Below are 16,488 nucleotides of genomic sequence, written 5' to 3'. Positions count from 1 at the left end.
CTTGGCTGAGCGAGCGACATCACGGTCAAGCTGCATGTCTGGGAAAGTCTTGCGCAGCGTCCAGTAGGCTTGATCCGCCTCGCCCCTGCGTTCGTCGAAGGCTCTCTCGCGGTCATCGCTTTCCCGACGCATCGCCGCAATCCATTCGTCAGAGGGCAAGTCTAACGGCGCCGCAGAGATCCATGGTGATCGAGAACCATCCCAAGCTCGAAGCGCTGCGGAAAGAATGTTAAACAAATCGGGTAATGAACGCTCATCCCGAAACCGCTCGGCTACCGCTTCCTTTGCGAGTGGCAAGCAACGAAACTGCTCACGAAACAGAGTGGATGGGCTGGCTATCGTCACGCTTACAAAATCGCATTGGATTGGCTCTCTCGGTATTAGAACGATGCGCGCCTCCTGCTGTGCAATGTATCGGCGATCCTTCTTGAATGGGTTAGCCGGAGCGACGCCATCCTTGAGAAAGTCGTGCGCAGCCAATTCGTAGTTCGCAGCCCCGACACTGACGATAAACTTATCTCCGACAGGTCTACCGTCCACGATACCCGTCTGGAGAACGGCACGGGCCAGCGCTTCAGGCGTAGGGAGGGAAACACAGCCGTCATATGCGTAATCAGGACGGACTGGATCACACATGATGTCTTTCAAATGCTTCAGATCACCCTGCGAGAAACAAAACACGAAGCAATCAACTTCGTTTACAAAGGTGCAGTTGCTAATATTGACTGAGGAGCCTTCAACCATCTTCACGATGCGGGCTTCTTCCAGCCGTCTTTGGGCGAGCGGATTGGGCGCGGCGGGTGTTATGGACAAATTTTGGATTTTGGTCAGCGCCAAACCTTCAGACGTGTCGCCAATCCACTGATCTTTAGTTACCACCTCCAGCAGCCGATAGTAGATCAACCGACCGAAGCGGAGTTGCCCACGCAGCAGATTGTCAATGTATCTGCTGTCTAAAAACTTATACTGACCCATACCAGCCTCCCGACCGGCGCAAGCGGCGCTGCGCCAAAAGTCCGGAGGAACAGAGTCGTCCGGGCAGCGAACGGGTTATGGTGCCTTCCTAATTGTGAAAACATGTGAAATGGCCTGCCGGTCACCGTCGAGCCCTTAGCACACAAGGCTTTTCTAAGCACATATCAATTACTTACGCAGTATGCCCACCACCGGACTCGAACCGGTATGTCGTTGCCAACTGCGGATTTTAAGTCCGCTGCGTCTACCATTCCGCCAGGCGGGCACCGCGCCGTTCTACCGCCGCCCCAGCACCCCGACCAGACCCACGCACGCCCCTCACAATCCGCAAGCAATATCCAGCGCCATCCGAACCAGCTTGTCGCTCGCTTCCGGCGTGCGGAACCCGCTATGCGCCGATAGCGTCACATTCGCCAGCGTGGTCAGCGGATGTCCCGCCGGCAACGGTTCGGTCTCGAACACATCCAGCGCCGCGTGCCGCAAATGTCCGCTGCGCAGCGCCGCCATCATCGCCGCCTCGTCCACCAGAGCAGCCCGCGCGGTGTTCACCAGGATTGCCCCCGGCCGCAACTTGCCCAACCGTTCGGCATCCAGGAAGCCGCGAGTCTCGTCGTTCAGCAACAGGTGCAGCGACAGCACCTGGCTCTCCCCCAGCAGCGTGTCCAAATCGACAAAGCTGACGCCCGGGGCCGATTTCGCCGAACGGTTCCACGCCAGCACCCGCATGCCGGACCCCGAGGCAATCCGCGCCACCTCGGCCGCGATTCCGCCAAAACCCACCAGCCCCAGCGTCTTGCCGGTCAGTTCCAGGCCCTCGGTGCGGATCCAATTACCGGCCCGCATGCCGCCGTCCATCCGCGCCAGCCCCCTGGCCGCCGCCCACATCAGCGCGATGCTGTGCTCGGCCACCGCGATATCCCCATACCCCTTGATGATATGCACCCCGATCCCCAGCTCGGCCAACTGCTCGGGATGCATGTAGCTACGCGCCCCGGTGCCCAGGAAGATCACGTGCTTCAGTCCGCGACAGCCGCGCATCGCCTCGGTCGGCAACTGAGTGTGGTCGTCAAAAATGAAATCATAGCCGGCAATCAGCCCAGGCAGTTCCTCGGGCGCGATCTCGCCGCGCTCCAGCACGTCCATCGCCGGGTCGCCCGGCCGAACCACGCGATGGAACACCCCGGCAAGGTCGTCCACGGCATCGAGAAACAGGCCCTTCATTCACGCTCTCCTCTGTCCGTTCGGATCGATCCGCCGGATGGTATCGCAGAACCGCCACAATTCGCAGCAACCATCCGGCGCACCGCAAGAAGCCCGATCCCGGCGCCGGCCGATCTGCTACAGACCGCCGGGATGGCGCGCCCCGCTCCCACCGTTCCCCGCGTCCACCCGCCACAAGCAGCGGCCAGCCGACGCAAGCCGATCACCCCGCCGCCCGCCATGGCCCCGGCTCGCCGCCGCACCCTGACCTGGCTGCTGCGCTGGGGCTTCATCGCCTCGGTCTGGCTCACCTTGGCGGCGGCGGTGGCGGTGCTGTGGTTCGCCCGCGACCTGCCGCGCCCGGAATCGGCGCTCGACGCCGTGCGCCGCCCCAGCCTGACCCTGCAGGACCGATCCGGCCACGTCATCGCCACCTTCGGCGACCTGGTCGGCGAACCGCTGCGCCTCAAGGCGTTCTCCCCCTGGCTGCCGGCCGCCATCGTCGCGGTCGAGGACCGCCGCTTCTGGCACCACCCCGGCATCGATCCGATCGGCCTGCTGCGCGCCACCTGGGTCAACCTCACCGCCGGGCGAGTGGTCCAGGGCGGCTCCACCCTGACCCAGCAGGTCGCCAAGACGCTGTTCCTCAGCAACGCCCGCACCACCAAGCGCAAGGTGCAGGAACTGTTGCTGACCCTGTGGCTGGAACGGCACTTCACCAAGCAGGAAATCCTCGAGATCTACCTGAACCGGGTCTATCTCGGGTCCGGCGCCTGGGGCATGGATGCCGCGGCGCGGGTATATTTCGGCGTCTCGGCGCGCCACGTGACGCTGGCCCAGGCGGCCGTGCTGTCCGGGTTGCCGCGCGCCCCGTCGCGCTTCAACCCGCGGGTCAATCCCGCCCTGGCGCTGGCCAGGGGCAAGCAAGTGCTGGCGGCGATGGCGGACTCCGGGGCGATCACCGAACAGCAAGCGCGGACTGCGGCGGAACGGATCAGCTTTCCCCCCAGCCCAGTCGCGCCCGGCTGGTTCGCCGACTGGATCGCCGGCCAATCTCAGGCGCTGCTGGCCCCCGATGCCGACGCCGTGCTGCGCACCACCCTGGACAGCCACGATCAACGGGTGGCCGAAACCCGGCTCTCCGAGCTGCTGGCCGCCGCCGGCGCCACCTACAATGTCGGCCAAGGCGCGGTGGTCGTGCTGGATGCCGCCAACGGCGCCGTCCGCGCCATGGTCGGCGGCCGCAACTTCCGCGACAGCCCGTTCAACCGAGCCGTGCTGGCCCGCCGCCAGCCCGGGTCGACGTTCAAGCCGTTCGTCTGGTTGATCGCGCTGCGCGCCGGCCTCACCCCCGACGACAAGGTGCTGGATGCCCCGCTGCGCATCGGCTCCTGGACCCCGGTCAACTTCGAGCACCGCTACTTGGGCGAGATCACCCTGGAGCAAGCGCTGGCGCAGTCGATCAACACCGCCGCCGTGCGCCTGTTGCTGCGCTGCGGCGGACCCAAGGCGGTTGCCGCCACCGCCGCCGAGTTCGGTATCCGCGACCCGTTGCCGAACGACGCGTCGCTCGCGCTGGGCACCGGCGAGGTCGGCCTGCTGCAATTGACCGCCGCCTACGCGCCGTTCTTCAACGGCGGCAACCGGGTCGTGCCGTTCGGGCTGGAGCGCACCCCACACCAGCCCGAACGGGTGATCGATCCGGCCCAAGCCGCGATGATGGCCCGCATGTTGGCCGCGGTGGTGACCAGCGGCACCGGCCGAGCCGCCGCGATCCCCGGCCAGTTCGTCGCCGGCAAGACCGGCACGACACAGGATTTCCGCGACGCCTGGTTCATCGGCTCGACCAAAAACCGGCTGATCGGCATCTGGCTCGGCAATGACGAGGACACGCCGATGCGAGGCGTGATGGGCGGCGGCCTGCCGGCCCGATTGTTCCACGATATCGCGACCAGGCTGGATTGAAACCGTCCGCTCTCTGTTTCGCTACCGCTGCTATCGGGAACTAAACCACCGCCCGCACGCTTCGACTCGCAACGGAGTGCAGGAGGAAGCGATGAACACATGGCGTTACGGGATTGCGGTCGGTGTAGTGGCCGGGCTGGGCGCGTGTTCCAACATGATGGGCCACAACAGCGCTAGCGAGGCGCCGAAAGCCTCGATGGCGGCGACCGAGCCCACGGTGTCACCGGACATGGTCAAGCAGGTGCAGGCCAAGCTGAGGGCCAACGGCTACTACAAGCAGGGCAACGTTGACGGGGTGTGGGGCTCGGGCACCGAGAGCGCGGTACGGTCGTTCCAGAAAGACCATAACCTGGGATCGAGCGGGCAACTGGACGTGTCCACCTTGCAGGCGCTGAACGTTACGCGTAGCCCCACGGCCTCCACCGATACAACCACGCCCAACTCCACCACTCCCAACGGCTCGGCTTCAACCAACGCCGGGATGAACAACGCCAACGCGAACAATGCCAACACGAACAGCCCCGGCACGAACAACCCCGGCACGAACAACCCCGGCACGCCGGCCCAGCCCAGCAATGCGAACCCCGCCGACAACACCGCGCCGGGTCCGTCGCACTGACGGCGTCAGCCAGGTCGCATTCAGTTGAGAACGTGGGAGCTTATCGATGCATGTGAAACGGTTTGCCCGCGTTCAAGCGATTGAACCACTCAAGCTGGCCGCAATGCTCAGCCTGACCGTGGTCTTCGCAGCCGGCATGTTCGCGCTGCGCATCGTTTCAACCGAGGTGGCCGACGTCCTGACGGCCTGGACCTTGGCCTCGTTTCCGATCGGCGTGCTGGTCGGCCATTGCGTGTTGCGGGAAAAGTGAAGCCAGTCCGCGCTCGATCGGCCGCTCAGTCAGAACGGCACGATAGTGGCGCGGGCATGGCAGTGGCTCCCCTCATCCTGCTTGCCGCGTCGTTCTGTGCGGCAATTCCGGCCGCGGCGCAAAATTCGGCCCCGCCGGCGAACGGCAACCGCGCCAATGGTTTCAGCTACCAGCCAACACCCAGCCAGGTGGTCCCGCGCGAAAAAGCCGCCGGCGTGCAGCCGCCCGCCGCCCAGCGGCAACGCGCCAACCGCGATCTGCAGCACACCGACAGGAAGCTGCTGCAAGAAGAAGGGTTGAGCACCAGGAGCGTCCCGAAGCTCTCGGACCACCGGTAAACCCGATCGATCGCACGTTCCGCCCAACTAATATCCCGATAACCTGGCGTAGCGGTCGCGGCAGAATCGGCTGTCCCCGAAACTGGCCTGGGCGACGCGGCTGCGCTTGAGGAAAAAGCCGATCTCGTGCTCGTCCGTCATGCCGATGCCACCATGCATCTGCACGGCCTCGTTCGCGCAAAGAAACAGCGTCTCGTTGGCCTTGAACTTCGCCAGGCTGGCCAGCGCTGATGCATCGTTGCCGTTCCGATCCAGCGACGACACCGCGGCAAGGGCCGCCGAACGGGTCATTTCGAGCTCACAGAACATCTGCGCGGCGCGGTGCTTCAGCGCCTGAAAGCTGCCGATCGCCACACCGAACTGCTTGCGGTCCTTCAGGTACTGCACCGAACGGTCGAACGCTTCTTGCGCGCTGCCCAGCATCTCGGCGGCGAGCCCGGCGCGGGCGCGGTCCAGCGTCAGGTCCAGCACATCGCCGCCGCCATCGACCCGCCCGAGCACGGCTTCCGCCCCGACCGTCACGTTATCCAGCCGGATGCGCGCGGCATTGCGGCTGTCCACCATGATCAGCCTGCTACGGATCGCCGCTTCGCCGGGAACCAGGAACAGCGTAACGCCGCCCCCGGTGCGCGCGGCCACGATCAGCGTGTCGGCGACATGGCCATCCAGCACGAAGCCCTTTTCCCTGCTCAGCCGGTAGCCGGCGCCGTCGGGTTCGGCGCTCAGCGCGATCCGGTCCGGCGCGTGGCGGCTGGTTTCCTCCAGCGCCAGCGCCACAATGTGCTCGCCCGCCAGCAACGGCTGCAAATAGTCGGCCTTTTGCCGCTCCGAACCCGCCAGTGCCAGCAACGACGCGCCCAGCAATGCAGTGGACATCAATGGCGTCGCCGCCAGGCTTCGCCCCGAGGCTTCCATCACCTGCGCCAGGCCGGTCATTCCGAACCCCGATCCGCCGTCATCCTCGCCGACCAGGAAGCCGGTCCAGCCGAGGTCCGCCATCTGCCGCCACAGATCGCGTGAGAAACCGTCGGCATCGTTGCTGTCACGCAGTTTGCGCAGCGCGGTGACCGGGCTGCGCTGGCGAAAGAAATCCAGCGCGGTATCACGCACCAGACGGGCTTCCTCGGACAGGATCAGGGGCATCGATGGGCCTTTGCGTCAGTCGATCGCGTTCATGGTGTCGCCGACCACACCTAATCCGGCAGCCCAAGCACGCGCTTGGCGATGATGTTCAACTGCACCTCGGACGTTCCGCCTTCGATCGAATTGGCCTTGGAACGCAGCCATTCACGAGTGAAACGAAGCTCGTCGCCGCTGAAACCTTCGCCCTCCCAGCCCAAGCCCTGGAAGCCTTCGGCCTCAAGCAGCATTTCATAGCGCCGCTTGTTCAGTTCGGTGCCCTGCAGCTTGAACATCGCCGACAGCGGGCCGGGCGCGGCGCCAGACTCGGCTTCCTCGGCGGCGCGACGGCGGGTCAACTGGAAGGCGTGCGCGTCCATCGCATAGGCGGCGACGCGATCGCGCAGGATCGCGTCGGCGATCTTGCCGTCCGCCTCGCCGGCGAATTGCTTGGCCACCGCCTCCAGCGGACTCTCGAACTTGGCCGCATTGCGCGCCGAGATGCCGCCGATGCCCTTGCGTTCGTGCTCCAGCAGGCGCTTGGCGATGGTCCAGCCCTTGTTCAGCGGGCCGACCAGGTTGGCCGCCGGCACGCGGACATTCTCCAAAAACGTTTCACAAAATACCGAGGCGCCGCTGATCAGCCGGATCGGCCGCGCCCGGACCCCGGGATCGTCCATGTCGATCAACAGAAAGCTGATACCGTCATGCTTTTTCGCCGTCGGGTCAGTGCGCACCAGGCAGAAGATCCAATCCGACCGGTGGGCGTTGGAAGTCCAGATCTTGTGGCCGTTGACCAGGAAATGCTCACCCTGCAGCACCGCCCGCGTGCGCAGGCTGGCAAGGTCGGACCCAGCCTCTGGCTCGCTGTAACCCTGGCACCAGCGGATCTCGCCGCGCACGATCGGCGGGATATGGGTCTGTCGCTGTTCTTCCGTGCCGTATTCCAGCAGCACCGGCCCCAGCATCGACAGCCCCATGCCGCGCAGCGGCGGACGACAGCCGAGTTGCTGCATTTCCTCTTCCAGGATCAGCGTTTCGTCGTTCGACAGCCCGCCGCCGCCGTATTGCCTGGGCCAGGTCGGCGCGGTCCAGCCGACCGCCGCCATGCGATCGAGCCACTGCTTCTGCTCCGGCCGCACGTAGTGCGCCTGCTTGCCGCCGGCGACCTGCTCGTTCTCCGGCATGAAGCTGCGCATCGCCGGCGGACAATTCTGCTCTAGCCAGGCGCGCGTGTCGGCGCGGAACGTGGTCGCGGTGGGCATCGGCGGTTCCCCGTGGCTTACTGCGTGACCCAAGGTGACCATCATCTCCCCGAACCGGCAAGGGCTGCCATGCGGCTGGCACCCGGGCGCCGAACGCGCTATTCATCACGCATGCCGAATGGTCTTTATGAAACCGACATCGTTGCCTGGTCCAAGCACCAGGCAGACCTGCTGCGCCGCCTCGCGCGCGGGGAACAGGTGAACGACCTCGATTGGGAGCACGTTGTTCAGGAGATTGAAGACGTGGCCAGTCCGAACTCAACGCCGTCCGGAGCTGCCTGCGTTTGATGCTGGTTCATCTGCTGAAGCTGCAAGGTTGGCCTGAAAGTCCGGCTGCTTCCCACTGGGGCCAGGAGATCGTCTCTTTTCAATCCGACGCACAGCAGCGTTTCGCGCCATCGATGCGGCGTTCGATCGATCTCGCGGCGCTGCATGCCAGGGCCGTGAAACAACTCGCCGGCGCGCGGATCGATGGGGTATTTGGCGCCCGACAGCAGCCTACCTGCCCGGTCAGTCTGAATGACCTGTTGAACTACGACCAGGCCGCTCTGGAACAAAACTTCGTAAAGCCGGACTGACCGCCGCTCGGGTTGCAGCTATCGGTCACGTCCCTGAAAGATCTGTCTCCCCGCCATAAACGTCCGCCACATCCAGTGCGATGCCGGGCGGATCCAGCCGGATCATGCCCAGATTGACCGCACGAGAAACGACTTCGTCGCCGGATCGCCAATGATGGATGATCTCCCGCCGCCGGACCCGCACGACAAGATAGTGCTGGATCGAACCAACCCGGAAATAGTCGGCCAACTTCTCGCCACTATCCACCGACTGGGTCGATGGCGACAGCACCTCCACCACGACCACCGGATTGCTCGCCGCCGTGGCATCGGGCGACAGAGGCGGACCGCAATTCACCACCGCGTCGGGCTCATAATCGGTTTCCTCGTCCACCTCGATCGTCACGCCGTCGGCGAGCGCCTCGCAATCGAGTCCAGCGTCGCGGATCGCGCGATCTAGGGCGGCCCAAATGCGGCTCTTGATGCGGACGTGCTGAATGCGCTCCGGCGACATCGCCACCGGTTCGCCAGCGACGCGTTCGTATCGCCCGGTCTGCCCTTCCGCCCAGCGATGGAACTCCTCACGGGTCAGCCGTTGTGCCATACGATCCTCCTGCGCCGGCCAGCATAGCACGCCACGCGACCGACAGCAGCTAAACCGCCCCCTCCGCCCGCAGCGCCGCCACCGCCTCGGCGTTCAATCCCAGCCATTCGTCCAGCACCGCGTCGGTGTGCTCGCCCAGCACCGGGGACGCGGTCAGCATCGGCGGCTTGCCATCGATGCGCACCGGCCAGCCCGGCATCTTAAAATCGCGGTGCAGCGGATGGCGCATCACCTGCATGATGCCGCGATCCTCGAAACTCCGGTCGTTCTGTAATTCCATCGTATCCAGCACTGCCCCAGCCGGAATCCCCGCCTGGCCCACCGCGCGCATCGCGTCGTGCTTGTCGTGGGTCCGCGTCCAGCCGGCGATGATCGCGTCAACCTCGGCCTCGCGCAGCACCCGGTCCGCCGGCGAGGCGTAGCGACTATCGCCGATCAGGTCCTCCCGCCCGACCACCTTCAACAACCGGTCCCAATGATCCGGATTGGCTCGGCTGGTCATGATATAAACGTAATCGTTCGGCCCGCCCGGAGCGCACGGATACAGCCCCATCGGTGCGTTGCTGATGCCAGGGACCTTGCTGCCGCCGCGCCTCGCCGCGGCCCCAGTCAGCCCCTGGGTCGCGAAGTTGATCCGCATGTAGTGCATGATCGCATCCTGCATCGCCACCTGCAGCCGGCAGCCCTGCCCGGACTGCCGGCGCTGGTACAGCGCGCCCAGGATGGTGATCGCCATGGTCATCCCGGTGCCGGTGTCGCCCAGCGACATCCCCGGTCGGGTCGGCGGCCCGTCGGCATCGCCGGTGACGCTGAAGGTGCCACCACAGGCCTGCGCGATCATGTCGAACGCCAGGTTCTTCTCGTACGGGCTGCCTTCGCCGAACCCCTTCACCTGGGCATAGACGATCGACGGGTTCAGCCCGCGCACCACGTCATAGCCCAGGCCCAGCCGCTCGATCGCGCCGGGCGCGAAGTTCTCGATGCAGACATCGGCGCTGGCCAGCATGTCCTTCACCACCGCCAGTCCCTTCGGCGACTTCAGATTGACCGTCATCGAGCGCTTGTTGGCATTGAACACATGGAAGTAATACGGATCGTTGTCCGGCTGCCCCGGCCGCAGCCGTCGCCCAGGATCGCCCATCTTCGGATTCTCGATCTTGACCACATCCGCGCCCAGCCAGGCCAGCGCCTCGGTGCAGGACGGCCCCGCCTCGAATTGCGTCAGATCGACGATCTTGACCCCGGCAAGGAACCGGACAGGGGCGGCCGCATCCGAGACGGCGCGGTTCGGCTGGGTGGTTTCCGTCATGGACGCTCCTTGGTTTCCCCGCGAACGATTTCGCGCCCAGCGTCGCAGATACCGAGCCACTCCGCCAGCGGCCCAGCCCAGCGGCACCACCCAGCGGCACCACCCGGCGGCACGACCACACGTCCTACTCCGGCGCCGCCGTCACCATCGCCTCGCCGCCACGATCGCCCTTGACCACTGCCAGCAGGATCCGCCAGCCATGGTTGCCCTCGGCCGCCAGATACTCGCGGTCGTGGATCGCGCTGAACACCTTGTCGTCGCGCTCGATCACCAGGCGAAACCGCAGCCCGGCCTGGCGTAACCCATCCTCCAGCGCATCGGTGACCGGCTGCTGCATCGCCCGTTCGGTGACCGCCGAGCAAATCCCGTCGTCCGAGGACACCAGCACCAACTTGATCCCCGCCGCCGAGGCATCGAACGCCTGCCCCGGCGCGCCGTGCAGGAAAGCCGCCCGACCCTGCTCCGGCAGCGCCGTCAACTGGTTGCCGCGCGCCCAGTCGCGCAGCGCCGCCGGATGGCCGGCGAATCGCAGGCAGCCTTGCAGGAACAAACCGACCAATTGCGTCGCCGCGTCGGCCCCCGTCGCGGCACCGGCCGAGGCCCCAGCCCCAACCCCAGCCACCGCCGGCAACAGCACACCGGCGATGATCAGCACCGCCGCTCGGATCAGCGCCGCAGCTCCATCTGGATCGGCCCGTCACGCCGGCCATGGGTGAACTGATCCACCTCGGCATTGCCGCTGTCCATCAGCCGCTGCGCCGGCCCGGCCCAGACGATGCGCCCGTTCAGCAGCATCGCCGCCTGGTCGCCGATCCGCCGCGCGCTCGCCATGTCGTGGGTGATCGCAATCGCCGTGCTGCCAAGCCGCTTCACGCAGTCCACCACCAGCCCATCGATCACCGCCCCCATGATCGGATCCAGCCCGGTGGTCGGCTCATCGAAGAACATGATGTCCGGCTGCGAGGCGATCGCGCGCGCCAACGCGACACGCTTCTGCATGCCGCCCGACAGTTCCGCCGGCGACAGATCGCCGACACCGGCGGCAAGCCCGACCTGGCCCAGATAGTCCTCGGCGCGAGCCCGAGCCTCGGCGCGCGTCGAATTATGGCGGGCGATCAGGCCGAAGGCGACGTTCTCCCACACCGGCAGGCTGTCGAACAGCGCCCCGTTCTGGAACAGCATGCCGATCCTGGCTCGGATCACCTCGCGTTCCCCGCGCGGCAACTTCAGGATGTCGCGCCCGTCGATCTCGATCACCCCGTCATCCGGCTCGATCAGGCCCAGCACGCATTTCAGCAGCACCGACTTGCCCGACCCGGACCCGCCGATCACCACCAGCGATGTCCCTTGCGGCACCTCCAGGTCCACCCCGTCCAGCACGCGCTTGGCGCCGAACCGTTTGTAAAGGCCGCGAATGCGCAGCTTCGGCGTTTGGTTGGTCATCGTCGGGTTGATGCCGGTCGGCGCGGGATTGGGCAAGGGCTGCTCCGATGCGGTTGGACGCACGCGATCCGCGTAGGAGGGCGGCGATCGATCATCAGGTTGCCGCCCTTGCGCGCTGTTCAAGCCGGCGGACAGTCAAATCATCGGCGGGAAATGCCGAGCGCTGGGGGTTGTGATACGATAGGGTTGGCCCGCGCAAACTCAGGAAGAAATCAATGTCCGCCGCCGCCCCGCAACCGTTCGATTTCCGCGATCCGGACTTCCTCGCCAATCCGTATCCAGTGTTCCGCCACCTGCGCGCCACCGCCCCGGTGTTCAAGGCCCCGCTCGGCCGCAGGTTCCTCACCCGCTACGAGGATACCGTCACCCTGCTGCGCGACAAGCGCTTCGGGCGCGGCTATCACGATCCCGAGGCGATGGAGCGCCGCTTCGGCCCGACCGCGATGGCCGAACCCGCCGTGGTCGAACTCACCCACATGATGCTGATGCGCGATCCGCCCGACCACACCCGCCTGCGCGGCCTGGTCACCAAGGCGTTCACCGCCCGCCGGATCGAGGCGCTGCGCGACAGCATCCAGCAACTGACCGACCGCCTGGTCGACAAGGTCGCCGAACGCGGCGGCATGGACCTGGTCCGCGACCTGGCGTTCCCGCTGCCGGTGCTGGTGATCTGCGAACTGCTGGGCATCCCCGAGGCCGACCGCCAGCGCTTCGTCACCGGGTCCAGCTCCGGCGGCGCGTTGCTCAATCCGACACCGCCCACCCGCGCCGAACTCGATCGCGCCAACGTCGGCAGCCTCGAATCAAGCGCCTATTTCGAGGCCTTGTTCGAACAGCGCCGGCGCGACCCGCAAGACGACCTGATCACCCAACTGGTGCAGGCCGAGGAAGCCGGGGACCGGCTCACCACCGCCGAACTGCGCGCCAATGTCAGCTTGCTGTTCGCCGCCGGCCACGAAACCACCGTCAACCTGATCGGCAACGGCTTTTATTCCCTGCTGCGCCATCCCGAACAGTGGCGCATCCTACGCGATGATCCCACCCTTGTGACGAATGCCATCGAGGAGGTGTTGCGCTTCGAATCCCCGGTTCAGGCGGTCGGCCGAACCGCATCCGAACCGGTCGAGTTGGGCGGTGTCGCGCTGGCCCGCAACGATATCGTCGTGGCGCTAATCGGCGGCGTCAACCGCGACCCGGCGGTGTTCGACGATCCCGAACGCTTCGACATCACCCGTAAGGACCTCCGCCCGCTGTCGTTCGGCGGCGGCATCCATTTTTGCCTCGGCGCCCAACTGGCAAGGATCGAGGCGGCGGTGGTATTCGAAACCATCCTGCGCCGGCTGCCCGGCTTGCGCCTGACCGACCCCGACCACCCCAAATGGCGCCCAAGCTTCGTGCTGCGCGGCCTGACCGAACTGCCGGTGGCGTGGGACTGACGCGTTTCCAGGGCGCTACGGCGCCTCCCCGATGAACCGCGGTCACCCCGTCGGCCAGCCTCAGTCCCGCAGATATTGTCGCGCCGGGGTCGGGTTGTTGTGTACCTCGTCGTCAACGCAGGTGAAATTGGCGGCATCGGTCGTGGCACCCGAACCGGAGTAGCGTGGAAACTGCGGAAACACACACAGCGGCCTGGTCATGACCGATCCGTCCGCCGGCATATCGTTGCTGTATTTCGTGGCGATAATGCTCTGCGGTGCCACCCCGCCCTTGACCCATTGCACCAACGCCTGCAGTACGTTGTGTTGCGGATCGGCCGGCCCAGCAGCGCCGCCGACCTGGCCAAACGCGTTCGGACCCGGGCCGCCCGAGCAATGCCCCATGCCCGGCACCAGGAATAATCGGTAGAACGTCTGTTCTTGCGCCGCGGCGCTCGCGCTGTCGTAGCCCTGTTGCACCAACGTCCGCTGCACCAGCAGATTGTAGTCGATGGTCATCTGCGGCGAGATCAGCGGATCCGCCAAGCCGTGGAACATGATCAGCTTGCCGCCGCGCGCGGCAAATGGTGAAAGGTCGGTGTCAAGCGCGTTCAGGAAGCCGATTTTCCGATCGACCGTGGCCTGATCATGATCGAAATCGAAGGTCCGGTAATCCCAGTCGTTACCAAAAACCCAATACAACTCACCTGGGAAAAGTGGTTCGGTGGACGGAAATTGCGCCGACAGTCCTTCCAGCGCGGGCAGGTCGAAGGTCGATCCGCTCTCTGACCCGCGCAGTATCCCAGGAAAGATCAGATGCCCGGTCCGTGGATCGCGCGGCCCGTCATAGGCAAGCTCGAGCGCCTTCACCTGACCAGGGGTCAGACAGTCCGAGGTGTCGGTGGCATCGGCCGCGCACGCCAGTGCGTCGGGGCGCCAGCCACAGGCGCGCGGATCGGTCAGAAACGGATCGGTGGACACGCCGCCGCTCTGTTCGGCGCATGCCGCCAGCACCGCCTTGGTGACCAGCGTCGCCTTGTCCTCGGGGATCAGGCTGTCGGAGCTTTCATGCGTGACGTCGAAATTCCACAGTATGCCGTTATGGCTGCGATCGATCGCCGGGGCGCCGGCAATGACCCCATCGTAATCGGCGGGATATTGCTCGACGATATGCATTCCCTGGCCGCCCCCGGTCGAGCAGCCGTAGTAGTACGAATAGTCGGCGGCCTGGCTGTAAAAATCGGCAATCAATTGCTTCGAAACAACGTTCATCAGATGGGTTGACCGATACGCGAAATCGATTTGCTTCTGCGGGTGTCCGGTCAGCGCTCGGCCATCCAACGCGGTGGCCGGTGATGTGCCCATGTCGGTGTTCGCGGTCGCAAAGCCCTGGGCAAGCCCGCCGGAGAGCTCCCCGTAGTTGATCGTTCCGGCGTAACCGCCGCCGCCGGTCGCCAGATAGGCGTTGTTCCAGTTGCCGGTCGGCATCCACAACTCGATGCGAATGAACGAATCGGAGGTCGGCGTCAGCGTCGCCGCCAAGCGGCAGAACGCCGGCATATCGGGAAGGACCGCCCCCGATGGCGCGGTGTAGTTGCCGGCCGGAATTGACTGCGCCGCCGTGATCGAACCATTCGACAACAAGGCACCGGCAAGGTCTTCGCAACTTGCCGCCGCCGCCGGGCCGCTGATCGCCGCGACAGCCACCAGGATTGCGCCGCCGCGGGCCAGGGCGCCGAAGCTGCCGCATGTCAATCTTGATCGCCATGACCGGCGCGGTGCCTGCTGGCTCATTTGATCTTCCCCCCCGCTGCATTGTTGTTGACAGGCATCGACGCCGCCGCGGCCAGCAAGCGCCGGACCCGGTTTGCGGCCTAGGCATCGACCAGAGCCCGGATTGCCAAGCGGCTGCCACACGCCGCGCATCCTGGCACAGGACGCTGGAATTTCACGAAAATGGCCGCTTTCGCGGTCGGGAAAGTCCCGCCCCAAGCTGGCACGTCATTGTCCCCCTGGCCTTATTTGATCTTTGATCGAACCGTGGACGGCAGTTTACCCGTTGTCAAGATCGTCAGGGGGCAGACACGCTCCGGCCGATCTGGTTAGATGCTATCATGACATTTCGTATTGCGCCGCGATCCGTCGCCCCGATCGATCGCCGCCGTCCCGCCGCGGCATGACCATCGGCTCGTCCGCACTGCCGGAAGCTTCCGGCGTGTCGCCCCTCAACCGCGATCCCCTGTATGAACGGGTGTACCAGGAGGTACGCCGGATGCTGATGGAGGGAGTGTTCGCCCCCGGTGCGGAACTCACCTTGCGCTCGCTTTCGCAAGCCTTCGGCACCAGCGACATGCCGGTCCGCGACGCCCTGCGCCGGCTCATCTCCGAGGGCGCGCTCAGTGCCCGATCCAACCGCAGTCCGATCGTCCGCCAACTGACACGCGAGCAATTCGAGGAGGTGCGGGACGTCCGCATGCTGATCGAGGGCGCGGCCACCGCCAATGCTTGCGACGCCGTCTCCGAGCCCATGTTGCGCGCAGTGCGTGGTTTGCACCGCGACCTGCGCGAAGCGGCGGAAACCGATGTCGCGTTGCACCTCAACTTGAACCGGCGATTCCATTTCACCATCTACGCGGCCTGCGGAATGCCGTTGCTGGTTTCAATGATCGAAGCGCTATGGTTGCAGATCGGCCCGCTGTATCGAAGCCTGTCCATTCCGCTGCTTCGCAGCAACCTGCCGGACTATCATCACCGCATCGTCAGAGCACTCGAGCAGCGAAATGCGGCCGCCGCGGCACAAGCCGTGCAGGACGACATCGCCAGCGCGTCAGCCATCATCGTGCAAAAGTTCGATGCAGTCCCGAACGCCGACACCGCCCCAGAACTGGCCTGGCGCCGTCAGCCCGCGAGTAGCTAAGTCTGCAACGACACCCGGTCTGGTCGATTATCCTTGTGTGTCGAATCTGGCACCCACCATCGCCACAAACAGGGCCGGACCGTCTACGCCGGCGATCGGCCCGCGTGCATTGTTATTTCACCCCTACCTCGCCGGCGTCGCGCCAACCCCGGCGTCGGCACACGACCCGGCGCCCCCCAATCCACGCAGCGGCCAGCGTTCGTCCGCCAGCAGATCGTCCACGTGTTCCCAATCGACCTGATCGTTGACCCGCTCGCCGTCAGCGTCGTGAAGGCGTTGCCGCTTTGGCTCTCGTTAAGCAATAGCACGGAGCAAGCCAACCGGGACGCGGAGCACCACGGAGCGTCAAGGGTAATTTACGCTCGGAGAAAATCTTGTCGCCGTCCCAGCAAGGACAGTCCTATCGCCCATCCAGTCGTGACCCGGCGATGCCCGACCAATATAAACCTCCGTGGCACTTCTCGGCCCTCCAGTCTGCTCCGTGCAAATAATGAAATAATATAAAATCGCCT

The 16,488-nt window shown here is 65.3% G+C and carries 15 protein-coding genes, 1 tRNA gene and 1 pseudogene; 7 read left to right on the top strand and 10 right to left on the bottom strand.

Annotated elements, in window-relative coordinates:
- The 3 genes from ACQY4T_RS00170 to ACQY4T_RS00160 form a co-directional block, all read right to left on the bottom strand.
- The coding region (locus ACQY4T_RS00170) for a hypothetical protein (protein ID WP_428530601.1) at nucleotides 1-975 on the bottom strand (975 nt) is incomplete at its 3' end.
- Between the two features lie 182 nt (nucleotides 976-1,157).
- Nucleotides 1,158-1,240, bottom strand: a tRNA-Leu gene (locus tag ACQY4T_RS00165).
- A gap of 53 nt (nucleotides 1,241-1,293) precedes the next feature.
- Nucleotides 1,294-2,196: an NAD(P)-dependent oxidoreductase gene (locus ACQY4T_RS00160; protein ID WP_428530598.1), complete on the bottom strand. Its 903-nt coding sequence runs from the start codon at nucleotides 2,194-2,196 to the stop codon at nucleotides 1,294-1,296.
- 132 nt (nucleotides 2,197-2,328) lie between these two features.
- On the opposite strand from ACQY4T_RS00160, the gene ACQY4T_RS00155 reads away from it, so the two are divergent.
- The 4 genes from ACQY4T_RS00155 to ACQY4T_RS00140 all read left to right on the top strand — a co-directional run bounded on the left by ACQY4T_RS00155 (nucleotide 2,329) and on the right by ACQY4T_RS00140 (nucleotide 5,347).
- Nucleotides 2,329-4,140: a transglycosylase domain-containing protein gene (locus ACQY4T_RS00155; protein WP_428530595.1), complete on the top strand. Its 1,812-nt coding sequence runs from the start codon at nucleotides 2,329-2,331 to the stop codon at nucleotides 4,138-4,140.
- A 91-nt stretch (nucleotides 4,141-4,231) separates the two neighbouring features.
- Nucleotides 4,232-4,759, top strand: a complete 528-nt coding sequence (locus ACQY4T_RS00150; protein ID WP_428530592.1) for a peptidoglycan-binding domain-containing protein — start codon at nucleotides 4,232-4,234, stop codon at nucleotides 4,757-4,759.
- Between the two features lie 46 nt (nucleotides 4,760-4,805).
- Entirely contained in the window at nucleotides 4,806-5,009 is a 204-nt protein-coding gene (locus ACQY4T_RS00145) for a hypothetical protein (RefSeq protein ID WP_428530589.1), read from the top strand.
- Between the two features lie 56 nt (nucleotides 5,010-5,065).
- Entirely contained in the window at nucleotides 5,066-5,347 is a 282-nt protein-coding gene (locus ACQY4T_RS00140) for a hypothetical protein (RefSeq protein WP_428530586.1), read from the top strand.
- 27 nt (nucleotides 5,348-5,374) lie between these two features.
- On the opposite strand, the gene ACQY4T_RS00135 is transcribed toward ACQY4T_RS00140, so the two are convergent.
- A complete protein-coding gene (locus tag ACQY4T_RS00135) occupies nucleotides 5,375-6,490 on the bottom strand; it encodes an acyl-CoA dehydrogenase family protein (protein WP_428530583.1) in 1,116 nt (371 codons plus the stop codon).
- Nucleotides 6,491-6,540: 50 nt separating this feature from the next.
- Complete coding sequence (locus ACQY4T_RS00130) at nucleotides 6,541-7,731, bottom strand: acyl-CoA dehydrogenase family protein (protein ID WP_428530580.1); 1,191 nt, start codon at nucleotides 7,729-7,731, stop codon at nucleotides 6,541-6,543.
- A 69-nt stretch (nucleotides 7,732-7,800) separates the two neighbouring features.
- Here ACQY4T_RS00130 and ACQY4T_RS00125 point away from each other — a divergent pair.
- Nucleotides 7,801-8,309, top strand: a pseudogene (locus ACQY4T_RS00125) (DUF29 domain-containing protein).
- 25 nt (nucleotides 8,310-8,334) lie between these two features.
- On the opposite strand, the gene ACQY4T_RS00120 reads toward ACQY4T_RS00125, so the two are convergent.
- From ACQY4T_RS00120 to ACQY4T_RS00105, 4 genes are all read right to left on the bottom strand, one after another.
- Entirely contained in the window at nucleotides 8,335-8,892 is a 558-nt protein-coding gene (locus ACQY4T_RS00120; protein ID WP_428530577.1) for a Uma2 family endonuclease, read from the bottom strand.
- A 49-nt stretch (nucleotides 8,893-8,941) separates the two neighbouring features.
- Nucleotides 8,942-10,201 carry a CaiB/BaiF CoA transferase family protein gene (locus ACQY4T_RS00115; RefSeq protein WP_428530574.1) on the bottom strand — a complete coding sequence of 420 codons (1,260 nt, stop codon included), beginning with the start codon at nucleotides 10,199-10,201 and terminating at the stop codon, nucleotides 8,942-8,944.
- Between the two features lie 124 nt (nucleotides 10,202-10,325).
- Nucleotides 10,326-10,856 (bottom strand): NMCC_0638 family (lipo)protein, encoded by a 531-nt coding sequence (locus tag ACQY4T_RS00110; RefSeq protein ID WP_428530571.1) that lies wholly within the window; start codon nucleotides 10,854-10,856, stop codon nucleotides 10,326-10,328.
- 11 nt (nucleotides 10,857-10,867) lie between these two features.
- The gene (locus ACQY4T_RS00105; protein ID WP_428530604.1) at nucleotides 10,868-11,644 is read right to left on the bottom strand and encodes an ABC transporter ATP-binding protein; all 777 of its coding nucleotides are present in this window, start codon (nucleotides 11,642-11,644) and stop codon (nucleotides 10,868-10,870) included.
- 215 nt (nucleotides 11,645-11,859) lie between these two features.
- Between ACQY4T_RS00105 and ACQY4T_RS00100 the strand changes: the two genes are divergently transcribed.
- Nucleotides 11,860-13,080, top strand: coding sequence for a cytochrome P450 (locus ACQY4T_RS00100; RefSeq protein ID WP_428530568.1), 1,221 nt, complete (start codon nucleotides 11,860-11,862; stop codon nucleotides 13,078-13,080).
- Between the two features lie 60 nt (nucleotides 13,081-13,140).
- Here ACQY4T_RS00100 and ACQY4T_RS00095 read toward each other — a convergent pair whose 3' ends face one another.
- Entirely contained in the window at nucleotides 13,141-14,853 is a 1,713-nt protein-coding gene (locus ACQY4T_RS00095; protein ID WP_428530565.1) for a tannase/feruloyl esterase family alpha/beta hydrolase, read from the bottom strand.
- A 382-nt stretch (nucleotides 14,854-15,235) separates the two neighbouring features.
- Between ACQY4T_RS00095 and ACQY4T_RS00090 the strand changes: the two genes are divergently transcribed.
- A complete protein-coding gene (locus tag ACQY4T_RS00090; RefSeq protein WP_428530562.1) occupies nucleotides 15,236-15,976 on the top strand; it encodes a GntR family transcriptional regulator in 741 nt (246 codons plus the stop codon).
- The last annotated feature ends 512 nt before the right edge of the window (nucleotides 15,977-16,488 follow it).

Origin of the sequence: Rhodopila sp. (assembly GCF_965277825.1) — a bacterium.
GTDB lineage: Bacteria > Pseudomonadota > Alphaproteobacteria > Acetobacterales > Acetobacteraceae > Rhodopila.
This window is presented reverse-complemented; position numbering and strand designations above follow the sequence as displayed.